This window comes from Dyadobacter pollutisoli (assembly GCF_026625565.1).
GTDB classification, from domain to species: Bacteria; Bacteroidota; Bacteroidia; order Cytophagales; family Spirosomataceae; genus Dyadobacter; species Dyadobacter pollutisoli.
The window spans coordinates 3,717,951-3,734,976 of sequence record NZ_CP112998.1 but is presented as its reverse complement, the minus strand read 5'-3'; the positions used below and the strand labels follow the sequence as shown (position 1 = coordinate 3,734,976).

At 45.9% G+C, this 17,026-nt stretch carries 15 protein-coding genes; 9 read left to right on the top strand and 6 right to left on the bottom strand.

Annotated elements, in window-relative coordinates; all coding sequences use genetic code 11:
* Positions 1-8: 8 nt before the first annotated feature.
* On the bottom strand, positions 9-2,459 hold the full coding sequence (locus tag ON006_RS15240) for an outer membrane beta-barrel protein (protein ID WP_244823070.1): 2,451 nt from the start codon (positions 2,457-2,459) through the stop codon (positions 9-11).
* A gap of 240 nt (positions 2,460-2,699) precedes the next feature.
* Here ON006_RS15240 and ON006_RS15235 point away from each other — a divergent pair, with 240 nt between their 5' ends.
* Together ON006_RS15235 and ON006_RS15230 are read left to right on the top strand one after the other, a co-directional pair.
* Entirely contained in the window at positions 2,700-3,743 is a 1,044-nt protein-coding gene (locus ON006_RS15235) for a sensor histidine kinase (RefSeq protein WP_244823071.1), read from the top strand.
* A gap of 1 nt (position 3,744) precedes the next feature.
* The gene (locus ON006_RS15230) at positions 3,745-4,458 is read left to right on the top strand and encodes a LytR/AlgR family response regulator transcription factor (RefSeq protein ID WP_244823072.1); all 714 of its coding nucleotides are present in this window, start codon (positions 3,745-3,747) and stop codon (positions 4,456-4,458) included.
* A gap of 197 nt (positions 4,459-4,655) precedes the next feature.
* Here the strand turns inward: ON006_RS15230 and ON006_RS32160 are convergent, their stop codons facing one another.
* Complete coding sequence (locus ON006_RS32160; RefSeq protein ID WP_310590209.1) at positions 4,656-5,147, bottom strand: TonB-dependent receptor; 492 nt, start codon at positions 5,145-5,147, stop codon at positions 4,656-4,658.
* Between the two features lie 12 nt (positions 5,148-5,159).
* Between ON006_RS32160 and ON006_RS15220 the strand changes: the two genes are divergently transcribed.
* On the top strand, positions 5,160-6,071 hold the full coding sequence (locus ON006_RS15220) for an Rpn family recombination-promoting nuclease/putative transposase (protein WP_244823073.1): 912 nt from the start codon (positions 5,160-5,162) through the stop codon (positions 6,069-6,071).
* Between the two features lie 292 nt (positions 6,072-6,363).
* Here the strand turns inward: ON006_RS15220 and ON006_RS15215 are convergent, their stop codons facing one another.
* Positions 6,364-8,082 (bottom strand): arylsulfatase, encoded by a 1,719-nt coding sequence (locus ON006_RS15215; RefSeq protein ID WP_244823074.1) that lies wholly within the window; start codon positions 8,080-8,082, stop codon positions 6,364-6,366.
* Between the two features lie 352 nt (positions 8,083-8,434).
* Here ON006_RS15215 and ON006_RS15210 point away from each other — a divergent pair, with 352 nt between their 5' ends.
* Positions 8,435-9,205: a hypothetical protein gene (locus tag ON006_RS15210; RefSeq protein WP_244823075.1), complete on the top strand. Its 771-nt coding sequence runs from the start codon at positions 8,435-8,437 to the stop codon at positions 9,203-9,205.
* Positions 9,206-9,223: 18 nt separating this feature from the next.
* On the opposite strand, the gene ON006_RS15205 is transcribed toward ON006_RS15210, so the two are convergent.
* Both ON006_RS15205 and ON006_RS15200 read right to left on the bottom strand, forming a co-directional pair.
* On the bottom strand, positions 9,224-9,973 hold the full coding sequence (locus tag ON006_RS15205) for a T9SS type A sorting domain-containing protein (RefSeq protein WP_244823076.1): 750 nt from the start codon (positions 9,971-9,973) through the stop codon (positions 9,224-9,226).
* A 27-nt stretch (positions 9,974-10,000) separates the two neighbouring features.
* Entirely contained in the window at positions 10,001-11,089 is a 1,089-nt protein-coding gene (locus ON006_RS15200; protein ID WP_244823077.1) for a phage tail-like protein, read from the bottom strand.
* A 149-nt stretch (positions 11,090-11,238) separates the two neighbouring features.
* On the opposite strand from ON006_RS15200, the gene ON006_RS15195 reads away from it, so the two are divergent.
* From ON006_RS15195 to ON006_RS15180, 4 genes are all read left to right on the top strand, one after another.
* Positions 11,239-11,613, top strand: coding sequence for an iron chaperone (locus tag ON006_RS15195; protein ID WP_244823078.1), 375 nt, complete (start codon positions 11,239-11,241; stop codon positions 11,611-11,613).
* A gap of 127 nt (positions 11,614-11,740) precedes the next feature.
* Positions 11,741-14,566 (top strand): PVC-type heme-binding CxxCH protein, encoded by a 2,826-nt coding sequence (locus ON006_RS15190; RefSeq protein ID WP_244823079.1) that lies wholly within the window; start codon positions 11,741-11,743, stop codon positions 14,564-14,566.
* Between the two features lie 58 nt (positions 14,567-14,624).
* The gene (locus tag ON006_RS15185) at positions 14,625-14,822 is read left to right on the top strand and encodes a hypothetical protein (protein WP_310590210.1); all 198 of its coding nucleotides are present in this window, start codon (positions 14,625-14,627) and stop codon (positions 14,820-14,822) included.
* 50 nt (positions 14,823-14,872) lie between these two features.
* A complete protein-coding gene (locus ON006_RS15180; protein WP_244823080.1) occupies positions 14,873-15,352 on the top strand; it encodes a low affinity iron permease family protein in 480 nt (159 codons plus the stop codon).
* Positions 15,353-15,362: 10 nt separating this feature from the next.
* Here the strand turns inward: ON006_RS15180 and ON006_RS15175 are convergent, their stop codons facing one another.
* A complete protein-coding gene (locus ON006_RS15175) occupies positions 15,363-16,529 on the bottom strand; it encodes a DUF748 domain-containing protein (protein WP_244823081.1) in 1,167 nt (388 codons plus the stop codon).
* A 139-nt stretch (positions 16,530-16,668) separates the two neighbouring features.
* Here ON006_RS15175 and ON006_RS15170 point away from each other — a divergent pair, with 139 nt between their 5' ends.
* Positions 16,669-17,010, top strand: coding sequence for a YciI family protein (locus ON006_RS15170; RefSeq protein WP_244823082.1), 342 nt, complete (start codon positions 16,669-16,671; stop codon positions 17,008-17,010).
* Positions 17,011-17,026 lie beyond the last annotated feature (16 nt).

Genomic DNA, 17,026 nt, shown 5'->3' with positions numbered 1-17,026 from the left:
CAAATTTGTTACTGGTCTATCCTTCCTTTTTCATCGTCGGAGGCATTGTTATTATGTCTGCGTTTTCTGGCAAATGTGTCTTTACCAAAGCGGTAGGAGAGTGACAGCCCTACCCGTTGCGTATCGGATTCACTGGTTTGAAAGTATTCCGATTGTCTCAAACTCAGCGATCTGTTGTGGTAAATCCAGGTGTGAAAAATGTCCTCGGCACTCAGACTGATGTTACCTTTACCTTTCCATATTTTTTTCTGAATCGCCGCATTGACGCGGTACATACCCGATGTTACTGTTTGCCCGTTCAGGTCGCGGCTCGCGTAGTAGCCTCCCAGCTCGGCGGTCCAGCCATTTTTCATGGTAAAATAATTGTTCAATTCCAATCGGGCAACGTTGGTTTCAAAGCTCAGCTGCTCGGTATAAACCGGTCCCTGGATCTTCATTCTGGAAAGTCTCAGAGTTGTGTTGGTATACCACCATTTGGTCGGAGAAACAGATACGGTCGTGTTCAGCAGCACCATATAGCCATTGGCGATGTTCTCGGGGCGGGTTGTGAAAATTTCGCCAACGGCCTGGGTAGTCTGAAAAATCACGTCCGTAAACTTGTTGTAGCTCAGGCCCATGTTCAGGAATTGTTTGTGCTGGTATTTCAGTTCGATCCGGTTTTGATACTGCGGCGTCACCATCGGGTTGCCGGAACCATAGGAGTATTGATCTTTGAAAACCACAAATGGGTTGAGCAGCTGGTAATTAGGCCGGTTTATTCTTCTTACCGCCATCAGTACCAATGTGTTGTTGCCTTTTTTGTCCAATTTATAGCTCAAAAAAGCACTTGGAAACAGACCGGTGTAACTTTTGAAAAACCGCATTCCCGGTACCGAATCGTTTCCGATCTGATTGCCGCGTGCTTCGGTATTTTCAACTCTCATACCCAGCTGCACCCCGAATCGGCTCCATGATTTTTGCCCGTTGATGTAAGCTGCATTAATGTTTTCATGGTATTTGAAATGATTGGACCGGCGGTTGTCAATGGTTTGAATGCCTTCGTTTACATTGAAATGATCAAATACAATGTCGTTATCCACAATGCTCGATTTGAAGCCAGCCTCCATTTTTGCTTTGTTTTTGAGCGGATGCGTGTAGTCAGCTTTGGCAGTGTAAATGTTGATCAATGAAGGAATGTAGTATAAAAATTCTTCTCGGCCGGTAACTGCTCCTTTCGGATCGAATGTTGAATTTCGGATCGTTTGGTTGCCTTGTGAATCGTAGCGAAGATAATTGGCATCCACGGCCAGTTCACGGCCGGTAGTGTTGAACTTGTGCAGCATGTTCAGGTTAAAACCCTTGTTATCTCTCCGGTCCTGTGCCCTGTTGCTACCGCTGCCGAGTGCGTCGGACTGATGCGTGGCGTTGAAGTTAGTACTCTCATAATCAAGTGTTCCCTTTCTTTTTCCACCATTCAAATTGATGATCAAACCATAGGTTGTTTTTGGCGTTGCCGCAAAGTCCATTCCGAAATTGGCATTAAAACCATTGTTTTGGGACGTCTGATTATTGACAAGATCGACAAACGAAGAGGGCTTGGAATCAATGGTGTAAAACCGTCTGTCGTAGGCATCCAGGCTATAATTTTTCTCGTGGTTATATCCCAGATTGGCAAAAAGGTTTACTTTTTTACGGTTGTAATTAAGGTTAACGGCATCATTGTTCCGGGCATATTTGCCCATGCTCGCACCAAAGGAAACACTGCCGGTCAATCCGCCTGCACGACTTTTTTTCAAACGAATGTCAATAATCGCATTGCCTGCTGCGTCGTACCGGGCCGGCGGGTTGTCGATCAGTTCAATTTTATCGAGTACGCCGCCGGGTAGGGATTTCAGGTAAGCAGCCAGGTCCTGACCGGACATATAGGTACTTCTGCCGTCGATCAGCACCATCACGCCGCCTTTGCCGTTCAGGCTGATATCGCCATTGGTACTCACCGTTACACCCGGAGTTTTGCCCAATATTTCCAATGTATTGCTCGTGGCGCTGCTGATCATAGATTCCACATTGACAACCGTTCTGTCTATTTCCTGCACAATCAGCGGCTTTTTTGCTTTAATAGTGACCTCGTTCAGTTCAATGTCCTTGGCGGGAAGCAGGATTACGGGCGGCATCGTAATGGAAGGATGCGCTTCGTCTAAGGTAACAGACACACTGACAAACGGCTTCTGTCCCATAGCGGTGATACTGATCATATAAGTTGCCGGACTTACGTTTTTGAACCGGAATTTGCCGTCGATATCGGTGATCTCTCCCTGCACCATAGACGAGTCCGCGGCTTTCAGTAGTTTGACGGTGGCTCCCGGGATGACTTCATTGCGGGTGTCTCTCACAGCACCTGAGATCGTATTCTCGTCGGTTTGGGCGGATGCGGCAAGTATGGTAACCAGTAAAAAAATGGCAGTAAGTAACGTTTTCATGGCTATTTTATTTGCGTTGTTAATAGGATAGGTCAAATATTGACTACGCAGATCGCGACATGAAATAAATGTGTTGTAACTTCCCAAATCACTGACAGAACGGGTTTTTGGGCTGACAAAAATTTTGATACTTGCTTATCAGCTTTCCGTCAGTAAATACCGGCTGTCTGACCGGGAAAGTTGATGTGTGAACGTCGTGAAATGAATATTTGCGATTATAATGCAGATACAAAAGGAATAATGATGACCTCAATAAAGAATTTTTCCAAAAATGAGCAGATTTCGTTCGGGGTATATTTCCTTCTGACTGCCCTCACTGCGGCGCCGGTGTGGCTGGCGATACAGGCTTACCTGGAAGCATTGCATACCCATTTGGATGAGGCGGCTGCCACCGCCGCTACATTCGTTTTTTTTGCAGGCGTTTTTTTGGGCAGGTACTTTGGTTTGCTCTGGACTGCCAATAATAAAGCGGTTACCAATAAGCTGCTGGTCACGTTGGCGGTGATCATGGGTTTGAACTTTGCCTGGCTTTTCATTCATGGGGATTATCCGATGGAAAACAACCGAGCATTGGGTTTGCTGTTGTACTGGCTGCCGTTTTTATTGTTTAGCGTGTCACTCGGCATGCTTATCAAGCTGGCGCGGGGCGTCACGCAGAATCAGCTGCGCGAGGCACGGACATTGGCGGCGCACAGCGAAAGCGAGCTGCATCTTTTGCAGTCACAGCTAAGCCCTCATTTTTTGTTCAATACATTGAATAATATGTACGGGCTCTCTATCACGCAGCATGAAAAAGTGCCGGCATTGTTACTGAAACTTTCTGAACTACTACGGTATTCGGTGTATGATGCCAATGAAATTTTTGTGCCTTTGAAGGACGAACTGACTTACATTCGCAACTACATTGATTTTGAGCAGCTGAGGTTGGGAGAGCGGCTGGTACTGACGACGGATTTGGAAGAAATACTGGATTCTTCGGCCAAAATCGCTCCTATGCTCCTGATCGTGTTTATCGAAAATGCTTTCAAGCATTCCAAAAACACGGCAGAGCATCATATTTTCATTACTATTGCCATGAAAACCTGGGCGAACTACATTCTGTTTACAGTCAAAAATTCGCACAACAGAATTGTCGCCGAGGAGAAGATTACGGACAAACATAGCGGGTTTGGGCTCGCTAATGTGAGGAAAAGGCTTTCATTGCTGTACGTTGGTGAGCACGAACTTGAAATTGAGGATGGAGAGACAGAATATACGGTAAACCTGAGACTGAAAATTAAGTAACATGCAGATATTCAATTGCCTGATTGTTGACGATGAACCCATTGCGCGGGATATTATCATGAATTATTGCGGGCATTTACCGTACCTGAATGTGGTCGCTTCCTGTGGTATGGCGCTGGAAGCCAAGACAGTCATGCAGCAGCAGAAGGTTGACATACTGTTTCTGGATATTAACATGCCGGTAATGGATGGCATTTCGTTCTTGAAAACACTGAAAAACCCGCCGCAAATCATTTTCACAACCGCGTACAAGGAATACGCGCTGGATGCTTTCGACCTCTCGGCCTGTGATTACCTGCTGAAACCGTTTTCAATGGAGCGGTTTATGGTAGCCGTTGATAAGGCCATTGAAAAACTGAATCCTACTCCGGTTATTTTTCAAGAAAATACAGATCCGAAAACCGAAGATTTTATATTTATCAAAACAGACGGAAAAATCTACAAAATCCGCCACGACGACCTTCTGTATGCAGAAGCAAACGGTAACTATACCAAGATCAAAACGGTACAGAACACGCTGCTTCCTGCCATGACATTCTCCAATTTTGAAGAGCTGGTCCCGAAGTCAATGTTCCTTCGTGTCCACCGCTCTTTTATTATCAATAAATCAAAAATCGATCATATTGAGGGAAACAGGGTGTTCATTAACGACACTGAAATTCCGATTGGGAGTAATTATAAGGAGCTGTTCATGAAGCAGCTGGGTTTATCTTGACTTTGTCTTCTTTCCTTTTGATTATTAATGTTCATTGGTTGCACGCAAAAATGAACCGAATGAACATTGTCCATTCTTCTTCTACAAAGTACCGACCTTATCCCGCTTAGATTGCTGCGAAGAATCTCAATTCGAAATAGTTCGGCTGAGAATCAATTATTCCACCTTCTAAACAAGTGGATTGAATGAATTCCAAATTAAGAGTTAAGGCTTCTGTTCAAGAATATTCCGAAGGATTTGACCTGGACGAGCAATCGGGGGACGACGCCTTTGTAGACCTCCATCCGTTCGGCCAGATTGACCGGAATGTTGTTCAATGTGGCGCTGGCCATTACTTTCATAGGTACGCCGTCGATGAAAAATTTAATCGCTTTTCCCGCCAGACCATTGATCGAAAGGTTGAAATCCGAGCCCATTCCGCCTTCCTCACGGACTTTCACGCCGACAGTCCGGTTGAGTTTCTGGTTCAGATCGGGGTGAGTCCCGGCTTTCACGGATAAAACCTGCGAAATGTCCTTGTGTCCGACAGCTGATATTCGTAATGTGTAATCAATGGTTTGACATTTGAGATTGAGAAAAAACCATCGTTGTTGGCAAAGGTCGCTGGATAAATAAAATGGGTATTTTTTGACCGTTCGTTGTGAATCTCTGAGTGAGGCGGCGGGATTTAATATATTTGAACTTTTCACACACACTTGTTTATGCAGGAATATACCATTGGCAGGTTTATCGATCCTTTCACGGATTTTGGGTTTAAGAGGTTATTCGGTTCAGAGCCGCATAAAGAGTTATTGATTGATTTTCTCAATCAGCTTTTTCTAGGGGAAAGGCATATCGTCGACCTGGTTTATAGTAAAAATGAACATGTTGGTCAACTTCTCGAAGATAGAAGGGCCATATTTGATCTGTTCTGCACAGGGCTCGACGGCGAGCAATTCATTATTGAAGTACAGCGACTGAGGCAGCAATATTTTAAAGACAGATGTGTGTATTATACATCGTCGTTGATAAGGGAGCAGACTCCGGCGGGAGTACATCGTTGGGACTACCGATTGAAACCGGTTTATTTGATCGGTTTAATGGATTTCACATTCGAAGATTCCCTGCCGGATCAATATTTACACAAAATACAACTGACAAGATTGGGCACCGGCGAAGTATTTTATGACAAGCTGGGATACACCTTTATTGAGATGCCCAAGTTTAGCAAAACTGAGTCAGAGCTCGTTACGGAACTGGACAATTGGTTCTTTTTGTTAAAAAACCTGAGCAAATTGGATAAAATTCCTGTATTTTTGAGAAAGCCTGTTTTTAGTAAATTGTTTAATATCGCAGAAGTTTGTAAGCTAAACAAAGCAGAAAAAATGGCATACGACGCAAGTTTGAAATATAAATGGGATTGGGCTAACTCGTTGGATTATATCCAGAAAGAGGGTTTTGAGAAAGGCGTGCAGGAGGGAATGGAAAAGGGAATCGAGCAAGGAATCGCTGAGGGTAAATTGGAAGAAAAAATGACAGTTGCCCGCAGTATGAAAAAGAAAGGGCTGAGTAATTCCCTGATTGCAGAACTTCTGGAACTTTCTGTAGACGAAGTTGAAAGACTAGAAGCCTAACTTAGCGCAGTCGATCAATTCGCAGGATGTAGTCGACGTTTCCAGTGAATTGCAGCCATTTTTCTAGTTTGTCATCTTTATTATTGTAAACCCATACAAAGTTTCCTGCCCGATCGGAGCTGGTTGTAATATAACGAGGCCCTTTTCGTGGATTACACATTTCCTTGCCGGGCCTTTCTCCAGAGGCAAATCCAGCTTCGTAGTGGATTTTGTTTTCCGGTCGATTACGAAAAAGTTAAAATGGGCGACTTTATGGTAATCACCGTTGATAATGATTAACTCGTTTTCAGTATCACTTGAGCGCCTGCCTCTGCGGCTTTGGAAATACCTGGTGCGTTACTGCCCAGTTTTGCCATAATGCAGACAGTTGCTTTACCTTCTCCGGATGTTTGGCAGCAAGGTCGTTTGTCTCAGTCCGGTCGACGGCAAGGTCGTACAGGTGCCATGTGGAATCCGCAGCGGGCGAAACGAGTTTCCAGTTGCCACTTCTTGCATACCTGGCACCAAAATGTTCATTGAACAATTCTTTGTGACCACCGCCTTTTTTGCCATTAAATGAAGGGACCAGGCTTGTTCCCATTGTTGGCGTGATCTGTTTTCCTTGGAAAGTAGACGGATAAGCAGCACCGCCGATTTCACAAAAAGTACGCATGAGATCCATTACGTGTCCTGGCTGGTCGCTGTAACTGCCTTTTTCTGCAGTAATGCCTTTGGGCCAGAAAGCAATCAGCGGGGAATTAATGCCGCCTTCAAACGATTCCGCTTTCCAGTAACGGAATGGCGTGTTGGCCACACCCGCCCAGCGCTGGCCAATGGACGCATAAGATGTCTGTGGACCCGGCATAACCTGTTTTTGTATTGCGTAAACGATCTTCCTGCCATCCCGTGTTTCGTTTGGACGATCAAAACCGGGACCGTAATTCGCACAATTTTCTGGACTTGCGCCATTGTCTGTCAGGAAAAGAATGAGTGTGTTGTCCAGCTCACCGGTTTGTTTCAATGTGTTGATCACGCGTCCGATACCCTGGTCCATGTTGTCGATCATGGCTGCATGTACAGCCATCGCCGCAGCGTCCCATTCTTTGGTCGGATTGTCTTCCCATTTGATAGCGCCCTTTGCATTATCCGACAATTTAGTCTTCGCCGGATCGATCAGTCCAAGCTGTACCATTTTTTTGTAGCGTGCTTGCCGGATCACATCCCAGCCAACTTTGTAGGTGTCCTTGTATTTCTCAATATCTTTTGGTTTGGCCATCAGCGGCCAGTGTGGGGCATTTTGAGCAACATAAATGAAGAACGGCTTGTTCGACTTTGAAAATTCTTTGATGTATGAAACCGTCGTGTCATTGATCGCGTCGGAATGGTAGTAGTCAGCTGGTACCGTTTTCACTGGCTCTGTTCCGTTGACCAAACTGAATGGATCAAAAAAGTCTACAACACCCCATATCGTTCCGAAAAACTTATCAAACCCCCGGCTGGTGGGATACTGGTTTATTGGCGAAAATGGTCCAAAATCCTTATGATGGTTGAGCCAGGCCAGTTGTTCCTGTGGGTCTTTCTGGGTAAATGTATTCGATACGTGCCATTTGCCGGTCATGGCCGTTTGGTAACCTGCTGTTTTCAAAACCTCTGCCAATGTCACCGTATTTTCAGTCAAATGTCCCTGGTAACCCGGTTGGTTTTCTGCCTCGGTCATTTTTCCAATGCCTGCTTGCTGGTTGTACAGGCCAGTCAGCAAAGATGCGCGGGTAGGGCAGCACCGTGATGTATTGTAAAACTGCCTGTACCGAAGGCCATTTTGAGCCAGATAATCAATATTCGGCGTTTTGATCTCGCCACCATAGCAACCCAGGTCAGAGTAGCCCATGTCGTCGGCCAGGATCACGATGATATTGGGGCGTTTGGGTTCAGCGCGATTTTCTCTTTGAATATCACGGCTCTTCCAGGCCAACAGACCGGAAACAGTTATCGATGCAATCAGCAGGCAAGAAAAAAGTTTAGTTCTGTGCATAAACGAATTTTGATGATAGTATCCCCGCAATATTAACTCACAATGCATTATACCGGAATATGAAACACCTATTATTTATAATTGGAACTGATCGTCAGTAACGTGTCTCCCAATTTTCCTTTTTCGGGTAACCCCATTAAAAACTTCCTTACGGCGATCAATTCAACATCTCAGAACTCGGCGGTACGTTTCCAGGGCATTTCAGTGCTGTCAAGCTGATGGCCTTCCCGTGTAATATTGCTCGCTCCGGCAGGTAGCAGACCAGTGAGACGGTTGAATGGGCATTTCGCTGACTATCAATTAGATTGACGTCGAGTCCTTCTTTTTGTATTATCCTCTTAAACTCCTCTTTATGAAATTCTTGAATTACCAGAACTTCGTGTTTGAATATGAACCGTTTCCGTTGGGTGTTGCGGGTCAGTTTATTGAAGAAGCGCATTATAAAAGAATGGTTGACAGTTTTCCGTCCGTTGAAGTTTTTGGTAATTTCTTTGACTCAATGTCGAACAAAAGGGCGCTTTCTGAGTTGTACAACCAGGGAGCTTATCACGAGTTCGTCAGGCAGACACCCGTTTACCTGGAATTTTATCATTATATCAAAAGCCCGGAGTTTATTCATGACGTGCTCAACTGCTTCGAGCAGAACTACATTCAGCTGCGGCTTTCCGGTGCCAATATTTTGTCCTCACCTTCACCTCTCAATAGTAGCTTACTCGACTGGCTGGAAAAGAAGCGGAATCTGCTGATGAGAAGGAAGGGATTACGGGCACGTTTTGAATTTTCCGCATTACCTTCCGATGGCGGAAATGTACGCCCGCATACGGATGCGCCTCAAAAAGTGATCACGCTGGTGATATCGATTTTGAGAGAAGGAGAGTGGGACCCGGCGTGGAAGGGAGGTACCGACATATTAAAACCGAAAGACATTCGGAAGAACTACAATTTCTACAATAATTACTTTGATTTTGAAGAATGTGATCTGATCAAAACAGTCGAATACGTTCCCAATCAATGCATTCTATTTCTGAAAACCTTCAACTCGCTCCATTCCGTACCGCCGTTGCAAAACATCGGAGGACATGCATTTCGCAGAACGCTGACGATCAATATTGACCAGGTCTGAAAGGAGAATGTGGGTCGGTTACAATTTCAGGAACGGTGCAGACCAGACTTCTTCCGGGCCACGCTCTACTTTCATGATGTATTTACCTTTGATTAAATGGTGAATGTCGATGGACATTACACTTGCGGGGAAATATGTTTTTTGTAACATTTCCCTACCATTAAAGTCGTAAATGACAATATGTAGCGACGTAGCGCCCTCTTTAATTGCCAGATTGAGCGTACCACCTGTTGGATTGGGATACAATGAAAACCTCTGAGCAGCAGCCTGTTTAACGTAAATAATAGATGAATAACTAGTCGTACCATCATAGTCAACCTGTTTGAGACGATAATAAGTGTGTGGATAGGGGGAAGGGTCGGTCATGCTATATGTTTTTCTGACATTGTGGTTACCCGCTCCACTGACCCGGCCGAGCGTTGCAAAATTGATCCCGTTCGATGAACGTTCCACTTCAAAGTAATCATTATTGGTTTCCTCCGAAGTTGCCCAGCTTAACTCATTCTGCTGGCCGACAGCTTTTCCCGTAAAATAGATCAGCGTCACAGGGAATGGATACGCCGCATCGGGTTGCAGCAGACCTTGAGAAAGCTGTATTTCAGAAGATCCAATGGTTGTCACTGCTATCTCCCCGACACTCCAGTCCAGGTATAGCGTACCGACATTAGCCTTGCCACCGGTTGTATTAATTGTTTGTGGGCCAATGCTTTGTGCATGTATAGTGGCGCTCACCAGCAAAAAAGGTAAGACGAGGAGAAGTTTTTTCATTTTGTAGAATGTTAAGATTTGAACCTCCTAGAAAACCAATGCGCTGCTGTAACTCCATTCTGCATTGATCCAGTTGGAGCTGGTCGTAATGCCTGCCATTCCAAAACGATAAGTGCCGGCGGGAAGGTTTTTAAATACACCATTTACAGAGAAAGTGATTCTCGTATTGGCGGGGACCTGCAGTCCGTACATCCCCAGATTCAGTTTTTGGATAGGACTTCCAGGAGCTACATTCTGATAAGCTGGATAAATTCCGAGTTCGTTGGCCGCGAAGTATCCGCCCATTGCCCTGCTGGAAACCAAAAAGACCGTCTGTCCTTCCTGAATAGTGATTTCCAATGGTGCACTAATAAAGTCGGATATGCTGGACGGGTAAGCCGCAGTTCCGGCATTGGTGTAGCTTTGAATAATTCCAGGGCTACCAGGCATTCCTTGCGGACCAGTTCCTCCCAATAAAATCCAGTCTGGCGCAGCTGGCGTACCTTTATTGTAATAAAAACCCTCAGGAGCCTCTGTCTGGTACACAAGCAGACCCGTTGCAGGCTGAGAAAGAGAAGTTCTTTGTCCTGCCGACATTCTCGGAAGCAGCAATCCTTTCGAATCACTTTTAAGGTCCAGGATCGCACTTGGATCGGGTACATTTGTGCCGATGCCTACATTACCAGCGTTTTTATTGCTGATGTTGGAACCGTTGGCCTGCCATTGATTGTCGGCACTGCTGAGTGCAAATGGTACGCTCAGCAACTGGCTGAAACCCATATCGGTAAATGAGCTGCCACCATTCGGGTCGATTTCAACTTTCAAAAATTTATCGCCGCTGTTCCATGAGGTAGAAGCCACTGAACCCGATACGTCGGAAGCGCCGTCTCCACCGATGGCTACACTAAAAAGTCCTAGTGAATTGGTTGTGACACTTCTGGTTTCTGTGTATTGTACAGGTCCATCGGGAGCGTCCTGACGAATGCTTAGCCGTAGTTTAATGTCCCTGTTGACCAATGGTGTACCGGAAGCATCCCTTGCTGCGGCCTGGTAATTGATTTTATTGGGAGCCTGCGCCATTACCGTAAACTTCGACAGGAAAGCGACGAGGTAAGTGAGTAGAAACAAATATTTCATAGCGAATACGTGTTGTAAATGATGCATCAAATCTAATCCGGTGCTTGCCGCCGTTTTCAGACCATTGAGTATTGTGCATATTTTTTGCGTGGATGACATTAAATTGTCCGCCGTGATTTCTTTGTGTAAAAGGCTAAATATCAATTACTATGTCAGCAAACAAACCCCAAACGATCGACGAATACATCGCAGGTTTTCCGAAAGAAACCCAGCCAGTACTGGAAGAGATCAGAAAAACCATTCAGAAAGCGGCGCCGGAGGCGGAGGAAATCATTTCTTATGATATGCCCACATTCACGCTGGGCGGCTCCTACCTGATTTACTTCGCGGGATGGAAAAAGCACGTTGCATTATATCCGGTTTCGGGGGCGCTGCTGGAAGAGCTGGGAGAAGAACTTTCAAAATACAAGGGTACCAAAGGATCCGTACATTTTCCGCTCGACAAACCCATGCCGCTGGACCTGATCACCAGAATTGTCAAAATCAGAATGCGGGACGAACCGGTGCGCTCACAGAGCAAGTAAACTAAACCTTAGTTAACTCTACTGTACTGTATTTGTAATTTTACCAATATGATTCTGCATTTATAGTAGGACTGGTGGAAGCCCGGACTTTTATGGGAAATTATCGCTGAAATTAACCACCCATGCCATGTATCAAATACGCTTCTTAATACTGCATTTTGTCATTCTTTCGATAGCTGCAACTTCCGGTATGGCGCAATCAAAAACCGCGTCGGCCAAAGACACCGCCAAATACGATCGTGATTATGCATTGGAAGCGACAATGCTTGGGTTTTTTGGAAAAGACGGCGCACGAAATCCTACTTTAAAGGCCAACCAAGGCGATAGAGTACGTATCACCATCACCAATGGTGAACTCATGACCCACGACATCGCCCTTGAAAAGCTGGGTATTAAAAGCAAAGTGATCCTCGAAAAGGGTTCAAGCACCAGTCTAATTTTCAAGGCGCGGCAGACTGATACTTATTTTTGTTCTGTTCCCGGGCACCGCGCGGCGGGTATGGTGGGAACATTTGAAGTCGTGGAGGGCGTCATTTCTGATGCTACTGTTGCGGGGCAGCTGCCCATGAAAGATGGTCAGCCATTGAACCTGAATTTTGAAACCGGAACATTAAAAGACTGGACTGCGACCGGTGACGCTTTTGCTAACCCGCTTTTCAATTCAGATCCCTCCCCGGTGCATGAAAAAGAGATGAATATTGGTTTTGAAGGTAAATATTTCCTCAGCAGCGGCGGTACTACCAATTATAAACTCACGGGAACGCTTACTTCCGCACCATTTAAAGTGACCCAGCCATTTGCTGCTTTCCGGGTTTCGGGAGGTGCATTACAGGACACCCGCGTGGAGCTGGTACTGGCGGGGACCGGCAATGTGATTTACCACATTACCGGGCAGGGCCGGGCTACATTGCAGCCTGCGGTGGTTGATTTACAGGCTTATCTGAACAAAGACATTTTCATCCGCATCATCGACAATGAGACCGGGATTTCACAGATTCCTTACATTGCCAACGACAAATGGGCGCATATTAATTTTGACGAATTCCTGTTCTACCCGAGCAGGCCAGACTTTTCTAATGAGCTGAAACAGAAGGATATCATCATACTTCCACCACTTGATCCGGTATTGAATGCGGGACTCTCAGGCGAAAAAGCGGCCAAAGCGATGACTCCTCCCAAGGGGTTCAAAGTAACATTGGCTGCCTCCGAACCGGACGTGGTGAGGCCCATCAGTTTTACCATTGATTCAAAAGGAAGGCTTTGGGTGGTAGAAGGACATACTTACCCGGTTCGCGCCCCGGAAGGACAGGGCAGGGACAGGATATTGATCCTGGAAGATACTGACGGTGACGGTACCCTGGACAAAAAGAAGGTTTTCGCTGAAAACCTCAACCTGATCAGCGGCATTGAAGTAGGAATGGGTGGCGTGTGGCTTGGTTCGGCTCCTTACTTATTGTTTATTCCAATTGATGCCAAGAATGATAAACCTGCCGGACCTGTGCAGACTTTACTGGACGGCTGGGGACTGGAAGATACCCATGAAGTACTCAATAACCTGAGATGGGGCCCCGACGGCTGGCTTTACGGAACCCACGGTGTGTTTACACATTCCAATGTCGGTAAGCCCGGCGCACCGGATTCGGAACGTACCAAACTCAATGCAGGTGTATGGCGGCTACATCCGGTAACCCATAAATTTGAGCTTTTTGCGGAAGGTTCCAGCAATCCATGGGGGATTGATTTCAATGACTACGGTCACCCGTTCATCACGGTTTGTGTGATCCCGCACATGTACCACATTATCCAGGGGGCGCGGTACCAGCGTCAGGCGGGTAAGCATTTCAACCCTTATACTTATGATGATATCAAAACGATAGGAGACCACGTACACTGGGTAGGCGAGCGGGGGCCGCACGCCGGCAATTTCCGTTCCGCTTCTGCGGGTGGCGGCCATGCGCATGCAGGGGCGATGATTTACCTCGGCGGAGATAGTTGGCCGAAGGAATACAGGAATGAAATTTTCATGAACAATATCAACGGTGCGCGGCTCAATATCGATCATTTTGAAAGAAATGGCTCGGGATATGTAGCCTCTCACAAGCCTGATTTTATGGCGATGAATGATTCCTGGTCGCAGTGGCTGAACTTTAAATATGACCCGAGCGGATCTGTGTGGGCGATTGACTGGTATGATAAAAACCAATGTCACAGCCCGAACCCCGATGTTCATGACAAAACAATGGGTCGGATTTTCAAGATCAGCCATGAAAATGATAAATGGGTACAGGCGGATTTGTCCAAAGCTTCGGATATGGAATTGGTAAATTACCAGTTGCACCGCAATGAATGGTACGTGCGCCAGGCCAGGACGATTTTGCAGGAAAGAGGCCCCAACAAAAAGGTACACAAAGCATTAAAGGAAATCCTGGCGAAAAACCCTGATGAAACAAGAAAGCTGCGTGCATTATGGACATTGCATGTAACAAAGGGTTTGACGGAAAAAGAACTCACCGACCTGCTGGCCAGCGACGGAGAATACGTGAGAAGCTGGGCGATCCAACTTTTGACCGAGGGAAAAACAGTTTCACCCGAAACCCTGAAACGCTTTGTGGAACTGGCAAAAACCGATAATTCTTCGCTAGTAAGGCTGTACCTCACTTCGGGAATGCTACGACTTGATCCGAGTCAGCGCTGGGACGTGCTGGATGCTTTGGTTCAGAAAGTGGAAGACAAAGATGATCATAACCTGCCGTTGATGGTATGGTATGCTGCTGAGCCACTGGCTGCCATTGACATGAAACGTGCGCTGCAAATGGCCGAGAAATCCAAGCTACCTAAAATATTGCCTTATACCATTCAACGTGTAGAAGCGATTGGCACAGAAGAATCAAAAAAGGTGCTGAAAGACATCAATGAAAAACTAGGGAAGATCGATTCGCACGAACACCATTAACCATTAGCCCCGGACTTAAGTCCGGGGCTAATGGTTAATGCATTGGGCGTGTGATGGCATGAGCGACCCTGCTATCCTGCTATGGTTCGGATTTACGCCAGGTAAAGAACCGTATTTTAGGGAATATTCAATCGATATCGATTTGGGTGCCGGGCTGAATATTGTGGTAAAGGATCTGAATGGTGACAAAAAGCCCGATATTGTCGTGGCTAACAAGAACGGCGTGTTGTTGGTAGAAAATGCAATGGAAAAATAACTTTCAGACATTATAATTGAAAACGATTTATTTTCAGACCTCCCCGAATTATGCACAGAGAAAAAGTTAATGTTTTCGAGCAACTGGCGACGAAAATCACCAGCTGGACTGGTAGTTCTATGGCCTTTGGTACCGCTTTTGGCATCATTTTCGTATGGGGAATCACCGGCCCGATCTTCCAGTATTCGGATACCTGGCAGCTGGTGATCAATACCGGAACGACCATTATCACATTCCTGATGGTGTTTTTGATCCAGAAATCCCAAAATAAAGATTCAAAAGCCATCCAGATCAAGCTCAATGAGCTCATCGCCGCCAGCAGGCATGCCAGCAATCGTATAGTTGACATTGAAGACCTGAGTGAGTCGGAACTGGATGTATTGAAGAAATTTTACCAGAAACTGTCCGAGATGGCGCAGGATGACGGTGACATTCATAAATCACACTCCATTGACGCCGCTCAAAACCTGCATAAACGTAAAAGCATTTCGAATGCCAGTAAAGACAGGGACATTAATGATTTGGAATAGCACATTAGTCCTACTCTTTTTTCTTATCCCTTTTGTCTTTTTTATCATCCTTGGAAAAGATCTTTTGCAGGAAAGGTTTCTTCTCCTCTTTTTCTGCTTTCACCGATCCAATGCTGATTTCATTGTCAATGGAGGGCTGAATAGCTTGAACGAATGCATTTTGAAGGATGTTGGTGATGGCCAGCCATATATTGGTTCTGGGATTGTCGAGGTTTCCCTTGAACGGAATCTTTGAGGCAACCTGATCTTTTCGCTGGTTTTCGAAAATCTCGCCAACGCTGCCTGCGACCGCTTCCCACATTTTTCTGAACACATTATCCTTTCTGTCTTCTTTGCCGAGAATGTCGAGATCCTGAACCAGCGGCTTTACATAACCTGCAAATGCATTGTCTTTGGCTGCCACTTCGGTGTACAACCCGAAATGACCTTTGTTGACGTCAACTTTGGCATATGCCTGAAAAAAGTCATTCAATTTTACCAGGTTCGTGTTTTTCAGCTCGGCACTCATATCGAAAGTCGGCGCGTCGGCAAGCGGATTTAGCTTTGCGTCCACCCGCAGCTGGCCCTCATACACGTGTGCGGTCGCATTGACGGTCGCTGGAAGTACGGAAGATGAGTCGTAACTATTCCGTAGGTTTTGGGCCAGCACATGCAAATCTGTCATTTCAATGTCAACTTTGGGGACGGAACTGAAATCTTTGTATTGTACCATCCCATTTCGGAGTTCACAGCGGTTAATGTTCAGTGGCATAAACTTGTCCAGCACTTTCCTGAAATCGGCCGAGTCTTTCACGATCTCCTTCGGCTCCACTTTGTCTTTGGTAAAAACGAGATAGGGCCGCTCGAAAACCAGTTCACCTACGATTGACCCTTTTAACAAAGCCTTCCATTCTACGGATAGATCAATGACTGACGAGGCGAACAAAGGTGTTTGCTTACCTGTGATGGTATCTGCTTTGTTGAGGTAAATGCTGTCAATTTTATATGCACCTCGTAAAATCGCCAGATCTATATCCTCAATGTGACCATAGTACCCGTTCATGTTCGCCAGGCTTTTGTTGGCATAATGAAGGACGAGGTAAGGCAGGATCAGCCGGATGATCACAATCAGGGCCACCAGTGCAATCAGGAATGTGGCAATCCTTCGTTTTTTTGATCTGCGACGCGGGTTGTTCATGGTTGATTTTTAAGAGAAAAGGCTTTAAAAATCATACCAGGGTATAACTTTCAAATTGTTTGAAAAAAAAGTGTAAACTTTTGTCCAATTCCTGATCCGCTGTTCGTCATTCACTTTTAACCATCAAACTTTTATAGAAATGAAAGATTTCTTGTTGATTTTCAGAAGTAGCGCTACCGGCCCAAGCACGGCCTCACCAGAAGAAATGCAAGCCTCTATGCAGCGATGGATGGACTGGATCGGAGGCATCGCAGCTCAAAATAAGCTGATCGACCGCGGCAACCGTCTCAATGCGGGCGGAAAAGTGGTAGGAGCTGGCCAGGTTATAACTGACGGGCCTTATATGGAACTTAAAGAGGCTGTCGGCGGCTACACGCTGATCCGTGCGGAATCACTGGAGGAAGCTGCGGAAATGTCGAAAGGCTGCCCGATTTTACTGGTTGGTGGTAATGTCGAAGTGCGGGAGATCGGTACGATGTAAGCAATGCTGTCAAAAC

Bases quoted from the DNA above. Each gene is read 5' to 3' on its own strand.
- ON006_RS15210 (WP_244823075.1), top strand. From the start codon at position 8,435: ATGAAATTCTTGAATTACCAGAACTTCGTGTTTGAATATGAACCGTTT.
- ON006_RS15220 (WP_244823073.1), top strand. From the start codon at position 5,160: ATGCAGGAATATACCATTGGCAGGTTTATCGATCCTTTCACGGATTTT.
- ON006_RS15175 (WP_244823081.1), bottom strand. From the start codon at position 16,529: ATGAACAACCCGCGTCGCAGATCAAAAAAACGAAGGATTGCCACATTC.
- ON006_RS15240 (WP_244823070.1), bottom strand. From the start codon at position 2,459: ATGAAAACGTTACTTACTGCCATTTTTTTACTGGTTACCATACTTGCC.
- ON006_RS15235 (WP_244823071.1), top strand. From the start codon at position 2,700: ATGATGACCTCAATAAAGAATTTTTCCAAAAATGAGCAGATTTCGTTC.
- ON006_RS15195 (WP_244823078.1), top strand. From the start codon at position 11,239: ATGTCAGCAAACAAACCCCAAACGATCGACGAATACATCGCAGGTTTT.
- ON006_RS15205 (WP_244823076.1), bottom strand. From the start codon at position 9,973: ATGAAAAAACTTCTCCTCGTCTTACCTTTTTTGCTGGTGAGCGCCACT.
- ON006_RS15170 (WP_244823082.1), top strand. From the start codon at position 16,669: ATGAAAGATTTCTTGTTGATTTTCAGAAGTAGCGCTACCGGCCCAAGC.
- ON006_RS15190 (WP_244823079.1), top strand. From the start codon at position 11,741: ATGTATCAAATACGCTTCTTAATACTGCATTTTGTCATTCTTTCGATA.
- ON006_RS15200 (WP_244823077.1), bottom strand. From the start codon at position 11,089: ATGAAATATTTGTTTCTACTCACTTACCTCGTCGCTTTCCTGTCGAAG.
- ON006_RS15185 (WP_310590210.1), top strand. From the start codon at position 14,625: ATGAGCGACCCTGCTATCCTGCTATGGTTCGGATTTACGCCAGGTAAA.
- ON006_RS15215 (WP_244823074.1), bottom strand. From the start codon at position 8,082: ATGCACAGAACTAAACTTTTTTCTTGCCTGCTGATTGCATCGATAACT.
- ON006_RS15180 (WP_244823080.1), top strand. From the start codon at position 14,873: ATGCACAGAGAAAAAGTTAATGTTTTCGAGCAACTGGCGACGAAAATC.
- ON006_RS15230 (WP_244823072.1), top strand. From the start codon at position 3,745: ATGCAGATATTCAATTGCCTGATTGTTGACGATGAACCCATTGCGCGG.